The sequence below is a fragment of the Spirosoma utsteinense genome (assembly GCF_014282275.1).
Lineage (GTDB): Bacteria > Bacteroidota > Bacteroidia > Cytophagales > Spirosomataceae > Spirosoma > Spirosoma utsteinense.
Genome location: NZ_VFIA01000031.1, coordinates 1 through 16150, shown reverse-complemented (window position 1 = coordinate 16150; position 16150 = coordinate 1). Strand labels below are relative to the sequence as shown.

13 protein-coding genes are annotated in these 16150 nt (G+C 52.1%); 6 read left to right on the top strand and 7 right to left on the bottom strand.

Going from position 1 to position 16150, the window contains the following annotated elements:
* Positions 1 to 40: 40 nt before the first annotated feature.
* On the bottom strand, positions 41 to 748 hold the full coding sequence (locus FH603_RS20660) for a GNAT family N-acetyltransferase (protein ID WP_186739602.1): 708 nt from the start codon (positions 746 to 748) through the stop codon (positions 41 to 43).
* A 351-nt stretch (positions 749 to 1099) separates the two neighbouring features.
* Between FH603_RS20660 and FH603_RS20655 the strand changes: the two genes are divergently transcribed.
* A complete protein-coding gene (locus tag FH603_RS20655; RefSeq protein WP_186739601.1) occupies positions 1100 to 2476 on the top strand; it encodes an MFS transporter in 1377 nt (458 codons plus the stop codon).
* 81 nt (positions 2477 to 2557) lie between these two features.
* Positions 2558 to 3364 carry an ion transporter gene (locus FH603_RS20650; RefSeq protein ID WP_186739600.1) on the top strand — a complete coding sequence of 269 codons (807 nt, stop codon included), beginning with the start codon at positions 2558 to 2560 and terminating at the stop codon, positions 3362 to 3364.
* Between the two features lie 45 nt (positions 3365 to 3409).
* On the opposite strand, the gene FH603_RS20645 is transcribed toward FH603_RS20650, so the two are convergent.
* From FH603_RS20645 to FH603_RS20625, 5 genes are all read right to left on the bottom strand, one after another.
* Positions 3410 to 4525: an ABC transporter ATP-binding protein gene (locus FH603_RS20645; RefSeq protein WP_186739599.1), complete on the bottom strand. Its 1116-nt coding sequence runs from the start codon at positions 4523 to 4525 to the stop codon at positions 3410 to 3412.
* A gap of 24 nt (positions 4526 to 4549) precedes the next feature.
* Positions 4550 to 5824 carry a hypothetical protein gene (locus FH603_RS20640; RefSeq protein WP_186739598.1) on the bottom strand — a complete coding sequence of 425 codons (1275 nt, stop codon included), beginning with the start codon at positions 5822 to 5824 and terminating at the stop codon, positions 4550 to 4552.
* A gap of 14 nt (positions 5825 to 5838) precedes the next feature.
* On the bottom strand, positions 5839 to 6651 hold the full coding sequence (locus FH603_RS20635; RefSeq protein WP_186739597.1) for a carbohydrate ABC transporter permease: 813 nt from the start codon (positions 6649 to 6651) through the stop codon (positions 5839 to 5841).
* Positions 6652 to 6710: 59 nt separating this feature from the next.
* On the bottom strand, positions 6711 to 7562 hold the full coding sequence (locus FH603_RS20630; protein WP_186739596.1) for a carbohydrate ABC transporter permease: 852 nt from the start codon (positions 7560 to 7562) through the stop codon (positions 6711 to 6713).
* A gap of 71 nt (positions 7563 to 7633) precedes the next feature.
* Positions 7634 to 8941 carry an extracellular solute-binding protein gene (locus tag FH603_RS20625; protein WP_186739595.1) on the bottom strand — a complete coding sequence of 436 codons (1308 nt, stop codon included), beginning with the start codon at positions 8939 to 8941 and terminating at the stop codon, positions 7634 to 7636.
* Positions 8942 to 9434: 493 nt separating this feature from the next.
* Between FH603_RS20625 and FH603_RS20620 the strand changes: the two genes are divergently transcribed.
* Positions 9435 to 11378: a DNA polymerase III subunit gamma/tau gene (locus tag FH603_RS20620; RefSeq protein ID WP_186739594.1), complete on the top strand. Its 1944-nt coding sequence runs from the start codon at positions 9435 to 9437 to the stop codon at positions 11376 to 11378.
* Between the two features lie 124 nt (positions 11379 to 11502).
* Here FH603_RS20620 and FH603_RS20615 read toward each other — a convergent pair whose 3' ends face one another.
* A complete protein-coding gene (locus FH603_RS20615) occupies positions 11503 to 12615 on the bottom strand; it encodes a tetratricopeptide repeat protein (protein WP_186739593.1) in 1113 nt (370 codons plus the stop codon).
* A gap of 109 nt (positions 12616 to 12724) precedes the next feature.
* Here FH603_RS20615 and FH603_RS20610 point away from each other — a divergent pair, with 109 nt between their 5' ends.
* The 3 genes from FH603_RS20610 (at position 12725) to FH603_RS20600 (ending at position 15884) form a co-directional block, all read left to right on the top strand.
* A complete protein-coding gene (locus FH603_RS20610) occupies positions 12725 to 13972 on the top strand; it encodes a M16 family metallopeptidase (RefSeq protein ID WP_186739592.1) in 1248 nt (415 codons plus the stop codon).
* Between the two features lie 55 nt (positions 13973 to 14027).
* Positions 14028 to 14504: a 2-C-methyl-D-erythritol 2,4-cyclodiphosphate synthase gene (gene ispF / locus FH603_RS20605; protein WP_186739591.1), complete on the top strand. Its 477-nt coding sequence runs from the start codon at positions 14028 to 14030 to the stop codon at positions 14502 to 14504.
* 84 nt (positions 14505 to 14588) lie between these two features.
* Complete coding sequence (locus tag FH603_RS20600; RefSeq protein ID WP_186739590.1) at positions 14589 to 15884, top strand: AAA family ATPase; 1296 nt, start codon at positions 14589 to 14591, stop codon at positions 15882 to 15884.
* Positions 15885 to 16150: the final 266 nt, after the last annotated feature.

Sequence of the window (16150 nt, the reverse complement as noted above, 5' to 3'; positions counted from 1 at the left end):
ACGACTTTTTTTGTAAAACCGGTTGGTTCGAAAAACGCGATTAACCTACTGATTCCATTTCACGCGTCGGGCGCGATCGGGAACGATCGCTATGGAGCCGGAGCAAAACGCGTTCTTTGATACGCATCCAGCGTTCATAGAGTTTCGACTCCTTCAGAAAATTCCACTTATCTTCTTTCTTTTCTTTCTGGTGCTCCTCCGGGTCATAGAGCATGCCCGTACAGAGGCAGTGTTTACGGTTGGTGCGCGTTAGAATATCGAAATTGGCGCAGGTCTGGCAGCCTTTCCAAAAAGCCTCGTCGCCGGGCAGTTCGTTAAGCGTAACAGGCTGATAGCCGAGATCGGAGTTGATCTTCATCACGGCCAGACTCGTCGTGATACCAATAATTTTAGCGTCGGGAAACTTCGTCCGGGAGAGTTCGAACGCTTTGGCTTTAATGCGCGTGGCAATACCGCTTTTTCGGTATTCCGGCCGCACGATCAGGCCGGAGTTCGCCACGAACTTGCCGTGTTCCCACGTTTCGACGTAGCAAAAGCCGACCCATTCACCTGCCATGGTAGTTGCCACGATGGCTTTACCTTCCAGCATTTTCTCCATTACATAAATGGGGGAGCGCTTGGCAATACCGGTTCCCCGGGCTTTTGCACTTTCCTCCATTTCATGGCAGATGGTTTCAGCCAGTTTCAGATGGTTTTCATTAGCGACCTGAACAATGAACTGATCGTTGACTATTTCGGGCGTGATCATTGGCGTTACTTGGGGCGGCTTCGCAGCCACAAAACGGATTGGGTCGCCGGAGCAGACTTTTAACCGTGCTATTGTTAAAGATGAAGAAAAGGGAACTGACGGAACGACGTTGCCACGTAGGCAATCAATTTTATATAGTCCTTACGGACCTAAACCGGAATGGCGTAGTATGGAAGAAGGTCGGTATGTAAACGAGCTTGGCCATTAGTTGTTGCGCAGAAACGCGGACAATGTTAGATACTTTCTCCGGGTTGTGCAATAGAATAAACGGTTTTTTTACGCGATAGTTCGCCAACGGGGTAAACATAATCATTCGTTACCGGGTACAGGTATTGTGATCGCTCTCAACGTATGCTCTCCGCCTTCCCCCCTCCATATTATCCATTAACCCTTAGTCAAAGCCGTCCCTTACGGTATGGCCTCTTTTTCTTCCTGTATGTGATGCAGGGTATCCCGTCAGGATTTTATCTAACGGCTTTAACCAATTACTTCACTGCCGAAGGTGTGCGGCCCGATAAGGTTGCCTCTTTCATCGCTATCATCGGCCTGCCGTGGGCTTTCCAGTTTGTTTGGGGGGCCCTCATCGACCGGTTCCAGGGGTCGCCCATGGGCCGACGAAAACCGTGGGTGGTTGGGTCGCAATTGATGACGGTACTGGCCTCGGGCCTATTACTTTTTGTGGGGGACCCGGTTGCGGAGCTTACCCCGCTGGCATGGCTTTTCTGTATACGAAGCGTGTTTGCCGCTATTCAGGATGCCAGCGTCGATGCAATGGCGATCACTATTCTTCCCGAAAAGGAGCGCGGCCGGGGCAATGCCTTCATGCGGGCTGGTTTTCTGGCTGGCACAGGTATTGGAGCGGCCGTATTTTCCCATATCCTGCGTGACTACGGGTTCCATACCGCAGCCCTGGCGCAGGTTGCCTTTTTGTCGACGGGTGTACTGCTGATGGCCTTCATCCGGGAACAACCCGGCGATCGGCTGTTGCCTTCGTTTGGCCGGGCCACGGTTGGCCGCGCCACGCTTGGCCGACTCACGGTTGGTCGGGTTACGGTTGATAGCATCAACAGGTCTGGCCAGGAAATAAAATCCTCCGAACGGGCTGATCACGATTTTCGCTGGTTGTTTACCGAACTTTTCCGGGGCTTATTCAGCCGCCAGAGCCTGCTGATCTTTGGAGCCATTCTCCTGGCTTACATGAGTAACGCGCTGTTTTTACGGGCTTATAATCACCACCTCATCGACAAGCTCGGCTGGCGCGATACCGAAGTTTCTGTGCTAGCGGGTACCTATGGTATGATCGTTGCAACAGTAATTGCGTTAACGGGTGGGTACCTGGCCGACCGTATCGGAGCGCGTCGACTGTTGCTGATCATGCTGGGAATCGTTGCGGTTTACTTACTCGGTTTCAACCTGTTTTCAGAAACCTGGGTCCGGCGCGAAGTAGCCCAGGTGGGCCTGGTAGCCTTGTACTTTATGGACCCGGCCGTGAGTGCTGCGGCTATGCCCGTCCTGATGAGTATTTGCCGCAAAGGTGTAGAAGGGTCGCAATTCACTACGTACATGGCTTTCGTGAACCTGGGCGACATTGTCGGTACCTACTTTGCCGGCAATGCACTGCTGTATCTGACCGCCCCCACGATCGGGTTGACTTCGGGCGTACTAGCCGTGGTGGCCACAGCCATAGCCGTGCTTGCGGTTCGGCATTACCGCTCTGCCAGACAGTAAAGCACCCGATAATTTGACGACGGCGGGTTCTGAATTCAGTCAGGTTGCGTAGCTTACGGGCTGTTTACACGCCCCGCCGTCATGCACCATTTACGCCTTTCCGTCTACCGCATTCTCGAAACCTCGTCGGGCAAACGACGAGGTTTCAGCCTGGCGTTCAATATCGTTCTTATTACAATCATCACCCTGAACGCCATTGCTATTGTACTACACACGGTTCCCGAATACAACCGGCGGTTTACGCAGCTTTTTTATGACTTCGAACTATTCTCGGTGCTCTTCTTTACCATCGAGTATCTGTTAAGGATCTGGGTCTGCGTCGAAAACGACAGATACCGGCACTGGTTCTGGGGACGGTTGAGGTACCTGTTTTCGGCATCGTCGATCATTGACATTCTGGCTATCTTTCCGTTCTATTTTACGCTCTTCGCCACCGATCTGGCTATCGTCAGAATTCTACGGCTATTCCGCATTTTTCGGCTGTTCCGCATCTCCCGTTATTCACACGCCTTCCGTATGATCCAGCGGGTAGTGACTGACAAAAAAGAAGAATTGATCCTTAGTATGACGTTTGTCGTGTTCATGCTCATCATCGTATCCAGCATCATGTATTATGTCGAACATACGGCTCAACCCGACAAATTTTCCAGTATTCCGGCAACCATGTGGTGGGGCGTGAGCGCTATGACGACGGTTGGTTATGGGGACATCCACCCCATAACACCCCTTGGCAAACTACTGGGTGGCCTGGCGGCTATTATGGGTATCGGCCTGTTTGCCCTGCCGACGGGTATCCTGGTGTCAGGCTTTACGGAACAGATTCGCAATCAGAAAGTGACCGTCATACGACGCTGCCCGCACTGCGGCAAAGAAATCAGGGACGTATAACGCCAGCTGGTATATTCTCCCTTTGGGATGGGCCTCCCGAAGACCTCATCGGATAGTCTGCTCGGTGTCGGCATCGAAGAAATGGGCTTTGTCAATGTCCCAGAACGTAGATACCCCCACGCTCGTATCAACCGTGGAATCGCCGGATAAACGCGCCACGAACCGTTGCCCTTCGAGAATGAAATAGGCCAGTGTTTCGCTGCCCATCCGCTCAACCGCATCAAAGACAATGAGCTGCTCCGGCGAAAAGTAAGACCGCTGTCTATTCATCGGCTGGTCGGTAAGGTGTTCTGCCCGAATTCCCAGTTCAACGGCCCGGCCTGCGTAGGCTGCCAGCGCCTGCTGATGAACGGAGCCGTTCAGCCTGATCGACACCGCCCCGCCTGCACTCTCGAACCGCAATGCCGTTCCGTCAGCCACGATTCGACCGGGCAGGAAATTCATAGGCGGGCTGCCAATGAAGCCCGCCACAAAGCGATTAGCCGGTTGGTTGTAGAGCGCCAGGGGCGTATCATGCTGCATGACATCGCCGTTACGCAACACCACGATACGGTCGCCGAGCGTCATAGCCTCAACCTGATCGTGGGTCACGTAGATCATCGTTGCCTGAAGGTCGCGGTGGAGTTTCTGAAGTTCGATCCGGGTTTGGCCGCGCAGTTTGGCATCGAGGTTACTCAGCGGTTCATCGAACAGAAAAACCTTTGGATTTCGAACGATGGCACGCCCGATAGCTACCCGCTGCCGCTGTCCACCCGACATATCTTTGGGCTTTCGGTCGAGCAGGCTCTCTATCTCCAGAATCTGAGCGGCCCGCGTCACGCGCTGCCTGATTTCATCCTTCGGCATGTTACGCAGCTTCAGCCCGAACGCCATGTTCTCATAAACCGTCATGTGCGGATAGAGCGCGTAATTCTGAAACACCATGGCAATGTCGCGGTCTTTCGGCGCCCGGTCATTGATACGCTGACCATCGAGGAGCAGATCGCCGTTTGTGATGTCTTCCAGCCCGGCAATCATCCGCAGTAATGTCGATTTGCCGCAACCGCTCGGCCCGACCAGCACGACAAACTCGCGGTCCTTCACGTCGATGCTGATATCACGGATCACTGTCGGGCCGCCCGCATACGCTTTGGAAATGTGTTTCAGGAGTACTTCAGCCATGTTTGCCGATCGCTTTTTTGCGCTTCAGTTAAGTTTATTCAGCACCTCGGGGTACTGTTCCAGCCGTTGAAAGGCCCAGAGCGATTCGATCGTAGACTCAGCACCCGCGTTTTTATTGATAACCCCGTTTGCTCCGATCCCATCGTATCCGCGGCCTGTTGCCCGGTCATACATGATAACGCCAGCGGGGTTTTTACCCAAAAACCAACCCGCGAACTGTACAGCCATATCGGCATACCTGGCGTCTTTGGTCTGATCGTAGGCTTCGAGCGCAGCCCAAACCATAGGGCGTACACCATAGGCAATCTGCGAAAACTTGCGGGTATCGATCGCCTTCCATTCATTGCCTGTCTGCTCAATAGCCAATGATTCCAGCAGTCCTTCCCGGAGCAGATACGGGTAGAAATTGTCGATTTCGCGACGGGCAGCCGCTTGCCAGGCGGGCTTGTTCAAGGCTTTGCCAGCCCGCAGCAGCGCATAGGCCTGATCACTGGCGTAGGCATGCCAGTTGTTCTCAAAACTCAGGATTGCCCCGTATGGATACTGTCCCGGACCGCCATACTGCATGGCCAAAATCCCTTCGCCCAGCAGTTCGATCAATGTCAGCTTATCGGCTGTAGGCGTCCGTTGCTGAAGGGTCGTCAGGCTGATGAGCAGCATAGCGGCCTGGTCGGAGCCTGACCCAAATGGCAGCCATTTGGGCACCTGAACGCCTTTTACGACAGTGAACTCCTGCCGCCGACGGCCAAAATCACGTACAATAAGTGTCGTCAGCTTCTGCGTCGATGTTTCGATACGACTGGCCAGCGCTGGATCGGCTCGCTGGTAATAAGGATACGCGTCGGTCAGGTACCACAAGGCCCGCCACGACCAGAAATTAGGCTCGGCAACGCTTGTTTTGAACGTCTTGTTGATAGACCGGTCGGGCCACAGAAAATTATAGAAATACCCTTCGTCAGACTGGAGTTGCAGGACAAATTCGGTCATGGTCCGAAGCTTCGCCTGTTTGTCGGCGCTGGTGGTCAGGTCAGGTTCGCGGAGTAACAGCATCGCGGCCCGCGACACATCATCGATGCAGGTAAACCCCTCATCGGCATCGGTCACCAGCCGGTAATCGGGTGCTTCGCTGTAGATACCCACCGTACCCACCTCACTGCCATTCGGTAGCCTGACAGCCTGGTAAAGCCGGTCCAGATGGGCCAGGTTAACATAGCGGCTCGTGACGGTCTGGGCGACAGACTGTTCTTCTTTACAGGAAAGAACCAGCAGGAAAATAAAGAAAACGTTGAAACAGCGCATACGAGATTTTCTGATCAATCCTTCATACCCGAGGTGGCCATACTTCGGATGAAGTGTTTTTGGAAAAATAAGTACAGAATCACAATCGGCACAGCCAGCATAACGGCTGCCGCGATCTTCACCCCTAACTGCGCGTCGGCCCGCCCGCCTACCGAGAACAGCGTTACCAGCTGCGGCATTGTCATCGTTGGTTCATCACGAATGACGATCAGCGGCCACAGGGCTTCGTTCCAAAGCCCCATAAATGTCAGGATCGTGATCGTCAATACGGTTGGCAGGATATTGGGAACAAGAATCTGAAAGATGATCCGCAACTCCCCCGCCCCATCCATCCGGGCCGCGTCGATAAGTGATTGCGGTAATCCCTGAAACGCCTGCCGAAACAGCAACACCGATAGTGAACTTAGGGCAAAGGGTACGATCAGGGCAAAATACGTATCGACCCAGCCGAGTCGTACCATGGTGATATAATTAGGAATGAGAGTAATTTGAAACGGCAGGGTCATTGTGAAAATGATGAGGTAAAAAATGGCATTGCGCCCCACAAAGTCGAGCCGGGCGAGGGCGTAGCCGACCATGGCCCCTGATATGAGTACCAGACTGGTGGTGATGATGGCAACGAACGCACTGTTCAGAAAGGCCCGCCCCAGCGGAATCTTCGTAAAGACCGTGACGTAGTTGGTCCACGTAAACCCCTCCGGCAGCAGTACCAGCGAACCGAGTCCACTCTCCGACGACAACGACGCGCTGAGCATCCAGATAAATGGATACACGAACGACAAAGCCGCCAGAACGAGTAGTGCGTATTTAAGAATGGTTTGGGCCATGTGTTGGGTTGTCCCCGAACCACTACCAGTGAACAAAGCTCCTGGCAGCGGTCCGCTGGTTATACTTCCTGTTCGACATACCGCTTCTGAATCACCACAACGAACAGAATGATCAGGGCGAAGCAAAAGCCAAGCGTAGCTGAATACCCCATATGGTAATACTGAAACGCTTGTTTATAAATGTACATTACTGCCGACAGCGTTGTGTTCATCGGTCCACCCTCGGTCATGATGTAAGGCTCGATAAAGAGCGAGAATCCACTGATGGTCGACAAAACAACGACCGTAAAAATGGTTGGGTTGATAATGGGTAGGGTGATAAACCGGAACTTTTGCCAGCTGGTAGCCCCCTCCATATCGGCTGCTTCATAATACTGCTCCGGCACAGATTGCAGGCCAACCAGAAATAGAATTACATACAGGCCCACATTCTTCCAGGTGGCCATAACCGCAATCGAATACATAGCCACCGCCGGATCGTCGAGCCAGGCTACCCGCGGCAGGGATATAGCCGTCAGCATACGGTTTATAATACCGGAATTAAAGCTGAGCAGTTGCTGCCATAAAATCGTAACCACCACCCCCGACACAATGACCGGCAGAAAGAAAGCAGCCCGAAAAAAGCTGGCTCCCCGCACCGTCCGGTTCAGTAGCTCAGCCAGCATCAGAGCCAGTAAAATCTGGAGCGGGATATGCACCATCAGAAACCGCAGTGTGTTCCAGATCGCCTGCCAGAACAGCCGGTCATTGAACAGCCGTTCATAATTGGCCAGCCCAACATACTGCATCGGCGAAATGATATTCCAGCTATGAAACGTCAGCACGACCGAGAACACCACCGGAAAGGCAACAAACACGGCTACATGCAGCAGGTAAGGCGAAACAAGGAGGTAAGGAAGTAGCTTTTTCATCTATAACGAACGGGCGAAGGAGCGATAGACTGAACGAACAAAGAGGGCTCGACCAACGGGGTTTCACGTTTTTACTCAATCGTCCTTTCACTCATTAACAGTACATCCACCGCCCTGGCCGCATCGGCAATGGCAGATTCGGGCGTTTTTTTATTGAAGATCACACAGGCTTCGTACTCCTGCGAAATAATGTCGAAGACTTCGACAATCACCTCGCTGTTATCGACGCCCTTGATGTACCGCGTTTGCCTGGCGAATGGTTGCAAACGCGGGTGTTTGGTCAGGAATGGCGCAAAATAGGGGTCCGTATCCAGGTTCTTCCGGCGCGGGAACTGCCCTGTCAGCTCCAGCAACCGAAGGTCGCCGGGTTGATCGACCAGGGTTTTGATAAACTCCCAGGCAGCTTGTGGGTCACGGCATGTGTTGAAGATAACAATGTTTTTAGGATCACCGTAGCTATAAACGGGACCGGTATGCCCATCGGGTACGGGCATAGGGAAAGAGCCGTAGTCAAAGCCCGGATCTTTGTATTTTTCCAGAAACTCAACGGTCCATGGCCCCGTAAACTGCGTAGCGATGCGATTGGCCAGAAAGGGGTCGCGGGTTGCCGAAAGACGCTCTTTAGCAAAGTAATTTTCACGATAGAGTGTCTGTAAAAACCGGAACACCGACACGGCATGCCGGTTGTTGAAGGCGGCCTGTAATCGACCGTTGGGGTTACGGGTTAGCAGGGGTGCCCCCTTCGATGCCGCCAGGTAAAGCGGGTAAAAGTTAAAAAGCCGCTGATACCAGATCGCTTTCACTTCTGTATAGCCCAGCCACTGATCGACATAGCCGTCGCCGTCCTTATCCCGCTTGAACTGCCGCCCTGCATCGGTGTAGCTCGAATAGGTATAGGGTGGCCCCTTGGTACTCAACCCATCCATAGCGCGCGTATTGCAGAGCAGCATAATGGGATTTACTTTCCACGGAACCTGGTAGATATGCCCGTCCGACGAGGTTATCTCCCGGATCACAGCGCTATCACACCGGGCGTTGATAAATGCCCGAAACCCTGCCAATGTATCGAGTGGGACCAGCACCCTGGCTTTGGCGTACATCTCAACGCTGCCCTGCCACATGTTGGCATAAATATCGGGCGTAGTCTTGCCCACCACCGATGCCAGAATGATTTCTTCGCTCGACTGTCCTTCAGGGATGGGCTGGTACCGCAGCGGTTTATCGGGCCGGTTTCGCTGCCACTGCCGGGTAAACTCCCGCGCAAACGTGATCTCTCCTGCGTTGTTCGAGCACCAGAACGTCAGCGACCGCGACTGGTTAGCGTCGTCACGCTGACAGGCGCTGAAAAGCAGAAAGAGCAGAATGAAGTACTTAAGCATCGTTTAATAAGTAAACGAGAGCCATATCTTACCGATACGGTTCTCGTTGCTACGGGAATTTAGGACGTTTCAGCGTTGCAAATCGACCGGGCAGGAACGCATTTCCGGCGTCGATCACGCGTCCCGTTACAAGCCGGTTGGCCAGTGTGGAGAACGGAGTTTGAGATGAGCAGACGCGGATGGCGAGCCAGGGAATGAGCAGAAAAGGCAGAAGTAGCCGGCAACGATTCCTGGGGATTCGGGGGTAACCTGTTTTTCATAAAGTCGTTGAGCTGATCGGTTATGGCAACTAATTACCATTTCACCAAAAATACTTCTTTTATTTCGTCAAATAATACAAAAAATAAGATTACCAGTAACTAGTTTGTATAGCGTAGGTGTGATTACAGGTTATCCTATTCATACAGAAGGGAATCTGGTAGTTTCGCATCGTGGGCGGTCAAGTTGGGGGTATTCGGGTTTGAAATACGCCCCTCACCTGCTAACTTGCGGTATGGAAAATTTCGTGGTCTCGGCCCGCAAGTACCGCCCCGCTACGTTCGACACCGTAGTTGGACAGGAGCATATTACTACTACGCTTAAGAATGCAATCAGGACCAATCACTTAGCGTCGGCGTTTTTGTTCTGTGGGCCGCGTGGTGTTGGCAAAACAACCTGCGCCCGGATTCTTGCCAAAACCATCAATTGCCAAAACCTGACGCCCGAAGGTGAGGCCTGCGACCAGTGTGAGTCGTGTGTCAGCTTCAACCAGAATGCGTCATTCAATATCCATGAACTCGATGCGGCCTCGAATAACTCGGTCGAAGACATCCGCAACCTGATCGACCAGGTACGCTACCCGCCCCAGTCGGGCAAGTACAAAATCTATATCATCGATGAGGTTCACATGCTCTCATCGGCGGCTTTTAACGCGTTCCTGAAAACGCTGGAAGAACCGCCCTCCTACGCCATTTTTATTCTGGCAACAACCGAGAAGCACAAAATCCTGCCGACGATCCTGTCGCGCTGCCAGATTTTCGATTTCAACCGGATTCAGCCGCAGCACATTGCCGACCACCTGGCGGGTATTGCCGAAAAAGAAGGGATCACCGCCGAAAAAGAAGCGCTCGACCTCATTGCCCAGAAAGCCGACGGAGGCTTGCGCGATGCGCTGTCGATGTTCGACCTCAACGTGACCTTTGCTGCCGACCGGATCATTCGGTACAAAGAGGTGCTGGACAACCTGCACATTCTCGACTACGACTATTATTTCAAACTGACCGATCTGCTGCTGGCCGGCAATCTTCCGCAAAGCCTGCTAACCGTCGACGAAATCCTGCGCAAAGGTTTCGACGGACATCAGTTCGTGGTTGGCCTGTGCCGCCATTTCCGGGATCTGCTGGTCTGCAAAGATGCGGCAACGGTACAACTGCTACAGGTCACCGAAAATGTCCGGCGTCAGTACCTCGATCAGGCCGTTCGGGCTCCCATGTCGTTTCTGCTGTCGGCGCTGAGCATTGGTGGCCAGTGCGATATGAATTACAAACAGGCTAAAGATCAACGGCTGCATACAGAGCTATGGCTGATGAAACTAGCCAACCTGCGCAATCTGCTCAATTGGGATGCGCTGCCTGAAGTGCCTGCCGAAGCCGTTTCGGGCGGTACCAGAAACGGGGTAATGGCTGCTGCGGAAGGGGCAGAGGGTGAAAAAAAAAACGCTGGACCGACGTCCGGCATTCCAGTATCCAGCAGCCCGCAGTCCTCAACTGAACCAGCGAACATAGGCCGACCCGAGCCGGAACCCGCCAATCAACCGGTTGAGATCCACCCGATCACGAGCGAACCCGTAAACGGTTATCAGGTAGGCCAGCCCGCTAGGGCCAGCGCCCCGGCTGTAGCAGAAAGTAACCGAAGCAGTCAGCCTGCCGCGAACGGTGCGGCTACCGCTGCCCAGCCCGTACGACCACAAATTGCACCGTTACCTCGTCCGGCTACCAGTCGGTTGCGGTCAACAACTTCCCTGACCGTTGGCCCGGCTCAGCCAGCCACAGCTGAAGAGGAAGGTCCGGTAACGGCTCCGACCCAGCCCGACAAAGGCTTCGGCCTGGAGGATTTACAGGCGCACTGGCTGGCATTCGCTAAACTTCGCTTACAACAAGTCGACTCAGCCACCGAACAGCTGGTACTCAACCGGGCGCTTACCCTCGATGGTACGACCATCCATATTACCCTCGACAATACGCTTCAGGTTGGCTACCTGACCGATATAAAGCCGGAACTGCTGGGCTATCTGCGGGAAAGACTACAAAACAGCAAAATTTTGCTGGAGCACACGGTTACCCAGCAGGAAGTAAAAAAGATGATCTACAGTTCGCAGGACAAATACAACTTCATGGCCGACAAAAACCCGGCGCTGCAGGAGTTACGGAAAGTGCTGAATCTGGAAGTGGATTATTAATAAAGGCTATTTTGGGGTATACCCGGTTTGGGAACCGATAAAATCGACCAGACAGGAAACAAGCGTCAGCAGGATTTCATCCCGATTGGGTACACACAGAAACGCCAACAGACAACACGGGCTGTTATGATTTTGCGTAGGCTTTCGCTTCTTTGATCAGGCCCTTGTAATGACCTACAGAAAGGGCCTTTTTGTAAAACGTTTTAGCGCGGTTCCGGTCGTTGGCGCGGGCTGCAATACGAGCCAGCCCTGCATAAGCCATGGCATGATACTCTTTCGTATAGGGGTCGTTGAAAGGCAGTTTGAGCGCGGTCTGGTACGATTCGGTGGCCGCCTTATCGTTCTTATCGGCCTGCTCTTCCAGGATTCCTTCAAACATATTTACGGCCATCGGCACCAGCTTATGGTTCAACTGTTTCAGCCGCAGTACATAGGGCCGGGCTTCGGCATACCGACCTGCCAGCAGCAACGCTTCGACGTTAGACATGCCGAAGAGTGGATTGTTCGGGTATTTGTCGGCGAGGTATTTGGTGTATAACGCGGCCTTGTTTGGCTGTATCTCATGCTTTAGCAAAACGTGGGCCAGCCAGTAATTTGCTCCGGCACGCATAAACAGCCCTTTCCGGGCGGCCACATCCATCTGCTTGATACCTTCGGTCATGTCGCCATCATCGAAAAAGAACATGAACGGCCGAACAACGGGATGGTCCATCGGGTAGCGCTCTACGTAGTAGTTATACAGACCGGTGGTGAAATAAAAGTCGGGACTCTTGTTCAACATGCTGAACCCGTCTTTCATATAACCGAACGACTTCCGCGACTCGCTCACAGCTTTCATCGATTCGCCCTGATTACTATATAGCGAGGACAGGTAGCTATGGGAAGTAAGGGCAAAGAAAACTCCTTCAGGGTCCTTGTCATTTTTGGTCAGCATCCGCTTCGACAACTCCAGTCCCTGCTCGGCTGCCTGGATAAACTGCGCCGTTGCTGCCTGGTTCTCATGAAGCGGCAGGTACTGCAACTCAAGCTTGGTAGCCAGCAGAACCGGCCCAATGGGGTGCTCTGGATACCGGCCCCGAATCTGTTTGATGGTAACATCAGCACCGGCAAAATCAAAATTGTAGATGTCGTCCAGCGCACGCTGTACCGTTTGCTGAAAGGCAGGGTCGGTAAAGACCTGAGCTGGCGCCAACAAAGGCAAACAGAGCAGACAGAACGTAACTATTATTTTTCTCAAGGTCGATAACGTTGGTATGCAGAAACGTCGTTTGATTCTGTACGGGCATAGCCGTACTTTTGTTTCTATGCGTATTATCTAACGTAGGCTATACGCAAAAGTTTTATCCATGATTCATTACGATCAATTTGTGCTGGACAACGGCCTGAAGGTTTTCGTCCACGAAGATAATTCAACGCCCATCGCGGCTGTCAATATCCTGTACAACGTTGGCTCCCGCGATGAAGACCCGAACCGAACGGGCTTTGCGCATTTATTCGAGCACCTGATGTTCGGCGGGTCGACGAACATTCCCAATTACGACGAGCCACTCCAGAAGGTGGGGGGCGAAAATAACGCCTTCACCAGTCCTGATATCACGAATTACTATATCACTCTACCGGCGGCTAACCTGGAAACCGCCTTCTGGCTCGAATCGGACCGGATGCTGAGCCTGTCCTTCGATCCGCAGGTACTCGATGTACAGCAGAAAGTAGTGATCGAAGAGTTCAAGCAGCGCTACCTCAACCAGCCCTATGGCGATGTATGGCTCAAACTCCGGCCGCTGGTATACCAGGCTCACCCCTACCGCTGGGCCACTATCGGGAAAGACATCAGCCACATCGAAAACGCTACCCTCGACGATGTACGGGCTTTTTTCTACAAATACTACCTGCCAAATAACGCCGTGCTGGTCGTAGCGGGCAACGTAACCACAGAGCAGGTCAAACAGCTCTGCGCGAAGTGGTTTGCCCCCATCCCTGCCGGCGAACAGTACATCCGGAACGTACCGAAAGAGCCGTTGCAGACGGCCGCCCGCAAACTCGAAGTTTCAGCGAAAGTGCCCCTCAACGGTCTGTACAAAGCCTACCACATGCCCGGCCGCTTCGAAGCCGGTTACATGGCTACCGACCTTTTGAGCGATATGCTGGGTCGGAGCAAATCGTCGCGTTTATACCAGCAACTACTTCGCGATAATCCGCTCTTCAGCAATGTTGGTGCTTACCTGACAGCCTCCGATGATCCGGGCCTGTTGATCGTACAGGGAACATTGAACGAAGGCGTATCGCTCGAAGAAGCCGATGCTGCGGTAGAAGCCGTTGTCGATGATTTTATCAATCAGACCGTCTCGGAGGAAGAACTGGCCAAAGTAAAGAACCAGGCCGAAGCTACGCTGGCGTTCTCGGAGGTAGAATTGCTGAACCGGGCGATGAATCTGGCGTTTGCAGCCAATGCCGGCGATCCTGAGTTCGTAAACCAGGAAGCCGCCCAGATTCAGGCTGTTACACCAGCCTCTATTCAGGAAGCGGCCCGGCAGGTGTTACGCAAGGAAAACAGTTCGACCCTTTACTACCGGCGTGAGGAAGCAGCGGCCTAAACAAGCGGTCGATGCCCGGTATAGCAATAAGACCATTCACCCAGCAGGTTAATTCATGAAAATACGCGTAGGACAAGGGTACGACGTGCATAAACTGGTGGAAGGTCACCCCTTCTGGCTGGGCGGCATTCAAATTCCACACACCCACGGCGCATTCGGCCACTCGGACGCCGATGTCGTCTGTCACGTCCTCTGCGACGCCCTGCTGGGAGCGGCCAACATGCGCAACATCGGCTACCACTTCTCCGACAAAGATCCACGCTGGAAGGGCGTCGACAGTAAGGTATTGCTCGCCGAAGTGCTGAGGATGGTACGGGCCGAAGGCTACGAAGTGTCCAATGTCGACGTAACGGTGGTGTTACAGGAACCCAAACTTAACCCTCACATTCCGGCGATGAAAACGTGTCTGGCCGGGGTTATGGCGATTCCAGAAGAAGACATATCCATCAAAGCAACTACCTCCGAACACCTCGGCTTTGTGGGTCGGCAGGAAGGCATTGCCGCTCATTGTGTTGCATTGATTCACAAATAACGACTCTATTTGAGAAATTATCTCAAATAGAGTCGTTATTTGTCAGTGTGTACAGATTTGTAGCTGTTGTACATGTCAACGACTATGCTTGTAGAATTCAGCGTTGCTAATTTCCTGTCGATCAAAGATCGCCAAACCTTACGGATGGATGCTTCAGGTATAAGCGACTTTCCGGAGCGGGTTATTGATACCGGCCGACATAAGCTTTTACGTAGTGCCGCCATCTACGGAGCAAATGCAAGCGGCAAATCAAATGTGTTGAAGGCTATGAATACTATGGGAGTTATCATTAGAAACTCTGCCCAACGCCAATCAACAGACGAAATAAGTGTTGAGCCATTCCTACTGAGTACAGAAACTGAGCATGCTCCCAGTTACTTCGAAATCGTCTTTTTAATAGATGAAACCCAGTACCGGTACGGTTTTGAAGTTGATAAGAAATCAGTGAAGGCCGAATGGCTATTCGAGACAAAAAAGGCACGGGAAAAATATTTATTCCTGCGACAAGACAGCGATATCGAAGTTGTCAAAGAATTTAAAGAAGGCAAAAGCCTGGAAGAGAGAACGCGCGAAAACGCCCTATTCCTATCTGTTTGTGATCAGTTCAATGGACCGGTAGCAAAACGTATATTTGAATGGTTTCGCCAATTGCTTTACACATCTGGAATTGACCATGACTTATACAGAAATCACTTACTGCAACTGCTGGATGCACCGCCTGTGCGCGAAGAACTCATGGCAATCATTGGAAAGATGAACTTCGGGTTTACAGCTATTGGCCTTCAGAAAGCAGCTATGAGCAAGGATTATCTGTCGGCCTTTTCAGAAGAAAACCAACAACGGTTTTTCGACTTGTTAGGAGGGGAACAAACCGTCTCGATTAAAACAATGCATGATAAATACGATGCTAACCATAAGCCTACTGGTCACGTTGAGTTTGATTTAGCCAATAATGAGTCTTCAGGCACAATCAAGTTTTTTGACTTATTAGCACCGGTTTACCTTTCTATCATCAAATCTGCTGTGCTTGTCATCGATGAACTTGATGCCAAACTTCATCCACTCCTTACCCATGCCATCATTCGACTTTTTAATGATCCCGAAACCAACCTTAATAATGCCCAACTGATCTTTGCAACACACGATACGAACCTGCTTACCTACGGGCAGTTTAGACGTGACCAGATCTGGTTTACAGAAAAAGATCAATATGGAGCCACCTGCCTGTATTCGTTAGTGGAGTACAAAGAAGAAGACGGCACTAAAGTTCGCAAAGATCGTTCGTTCGAGACTGACTATATTCAGGGCCGCTACGGGGCTATTCCCTATATCGGCGATTTTTCCAAACTCTTTCAGCATGGCACGCGTAGCGAAAATTGATAATGCCATCAAGAAACGGTTTGAACGGAAGGAGACTGAACGTAAACAGAACAGCCGTCCTAAAAGGCGATTTTTCCTGATCGTCTGTGAAGGCACCAAGACCGAGCCTTACTACTTTGAAGGGCTAAAAAAGAAACTGCCACCGCATGTACTGGAATTATAGACATTAGGAAAAAGGTTTGCAATTTAGGTTCAGCATAACTCAAACAAACTCCAATCATGCGTAAGCTAGTAGAAGATGCTCATTTGCTGGATGAGTTCATTCA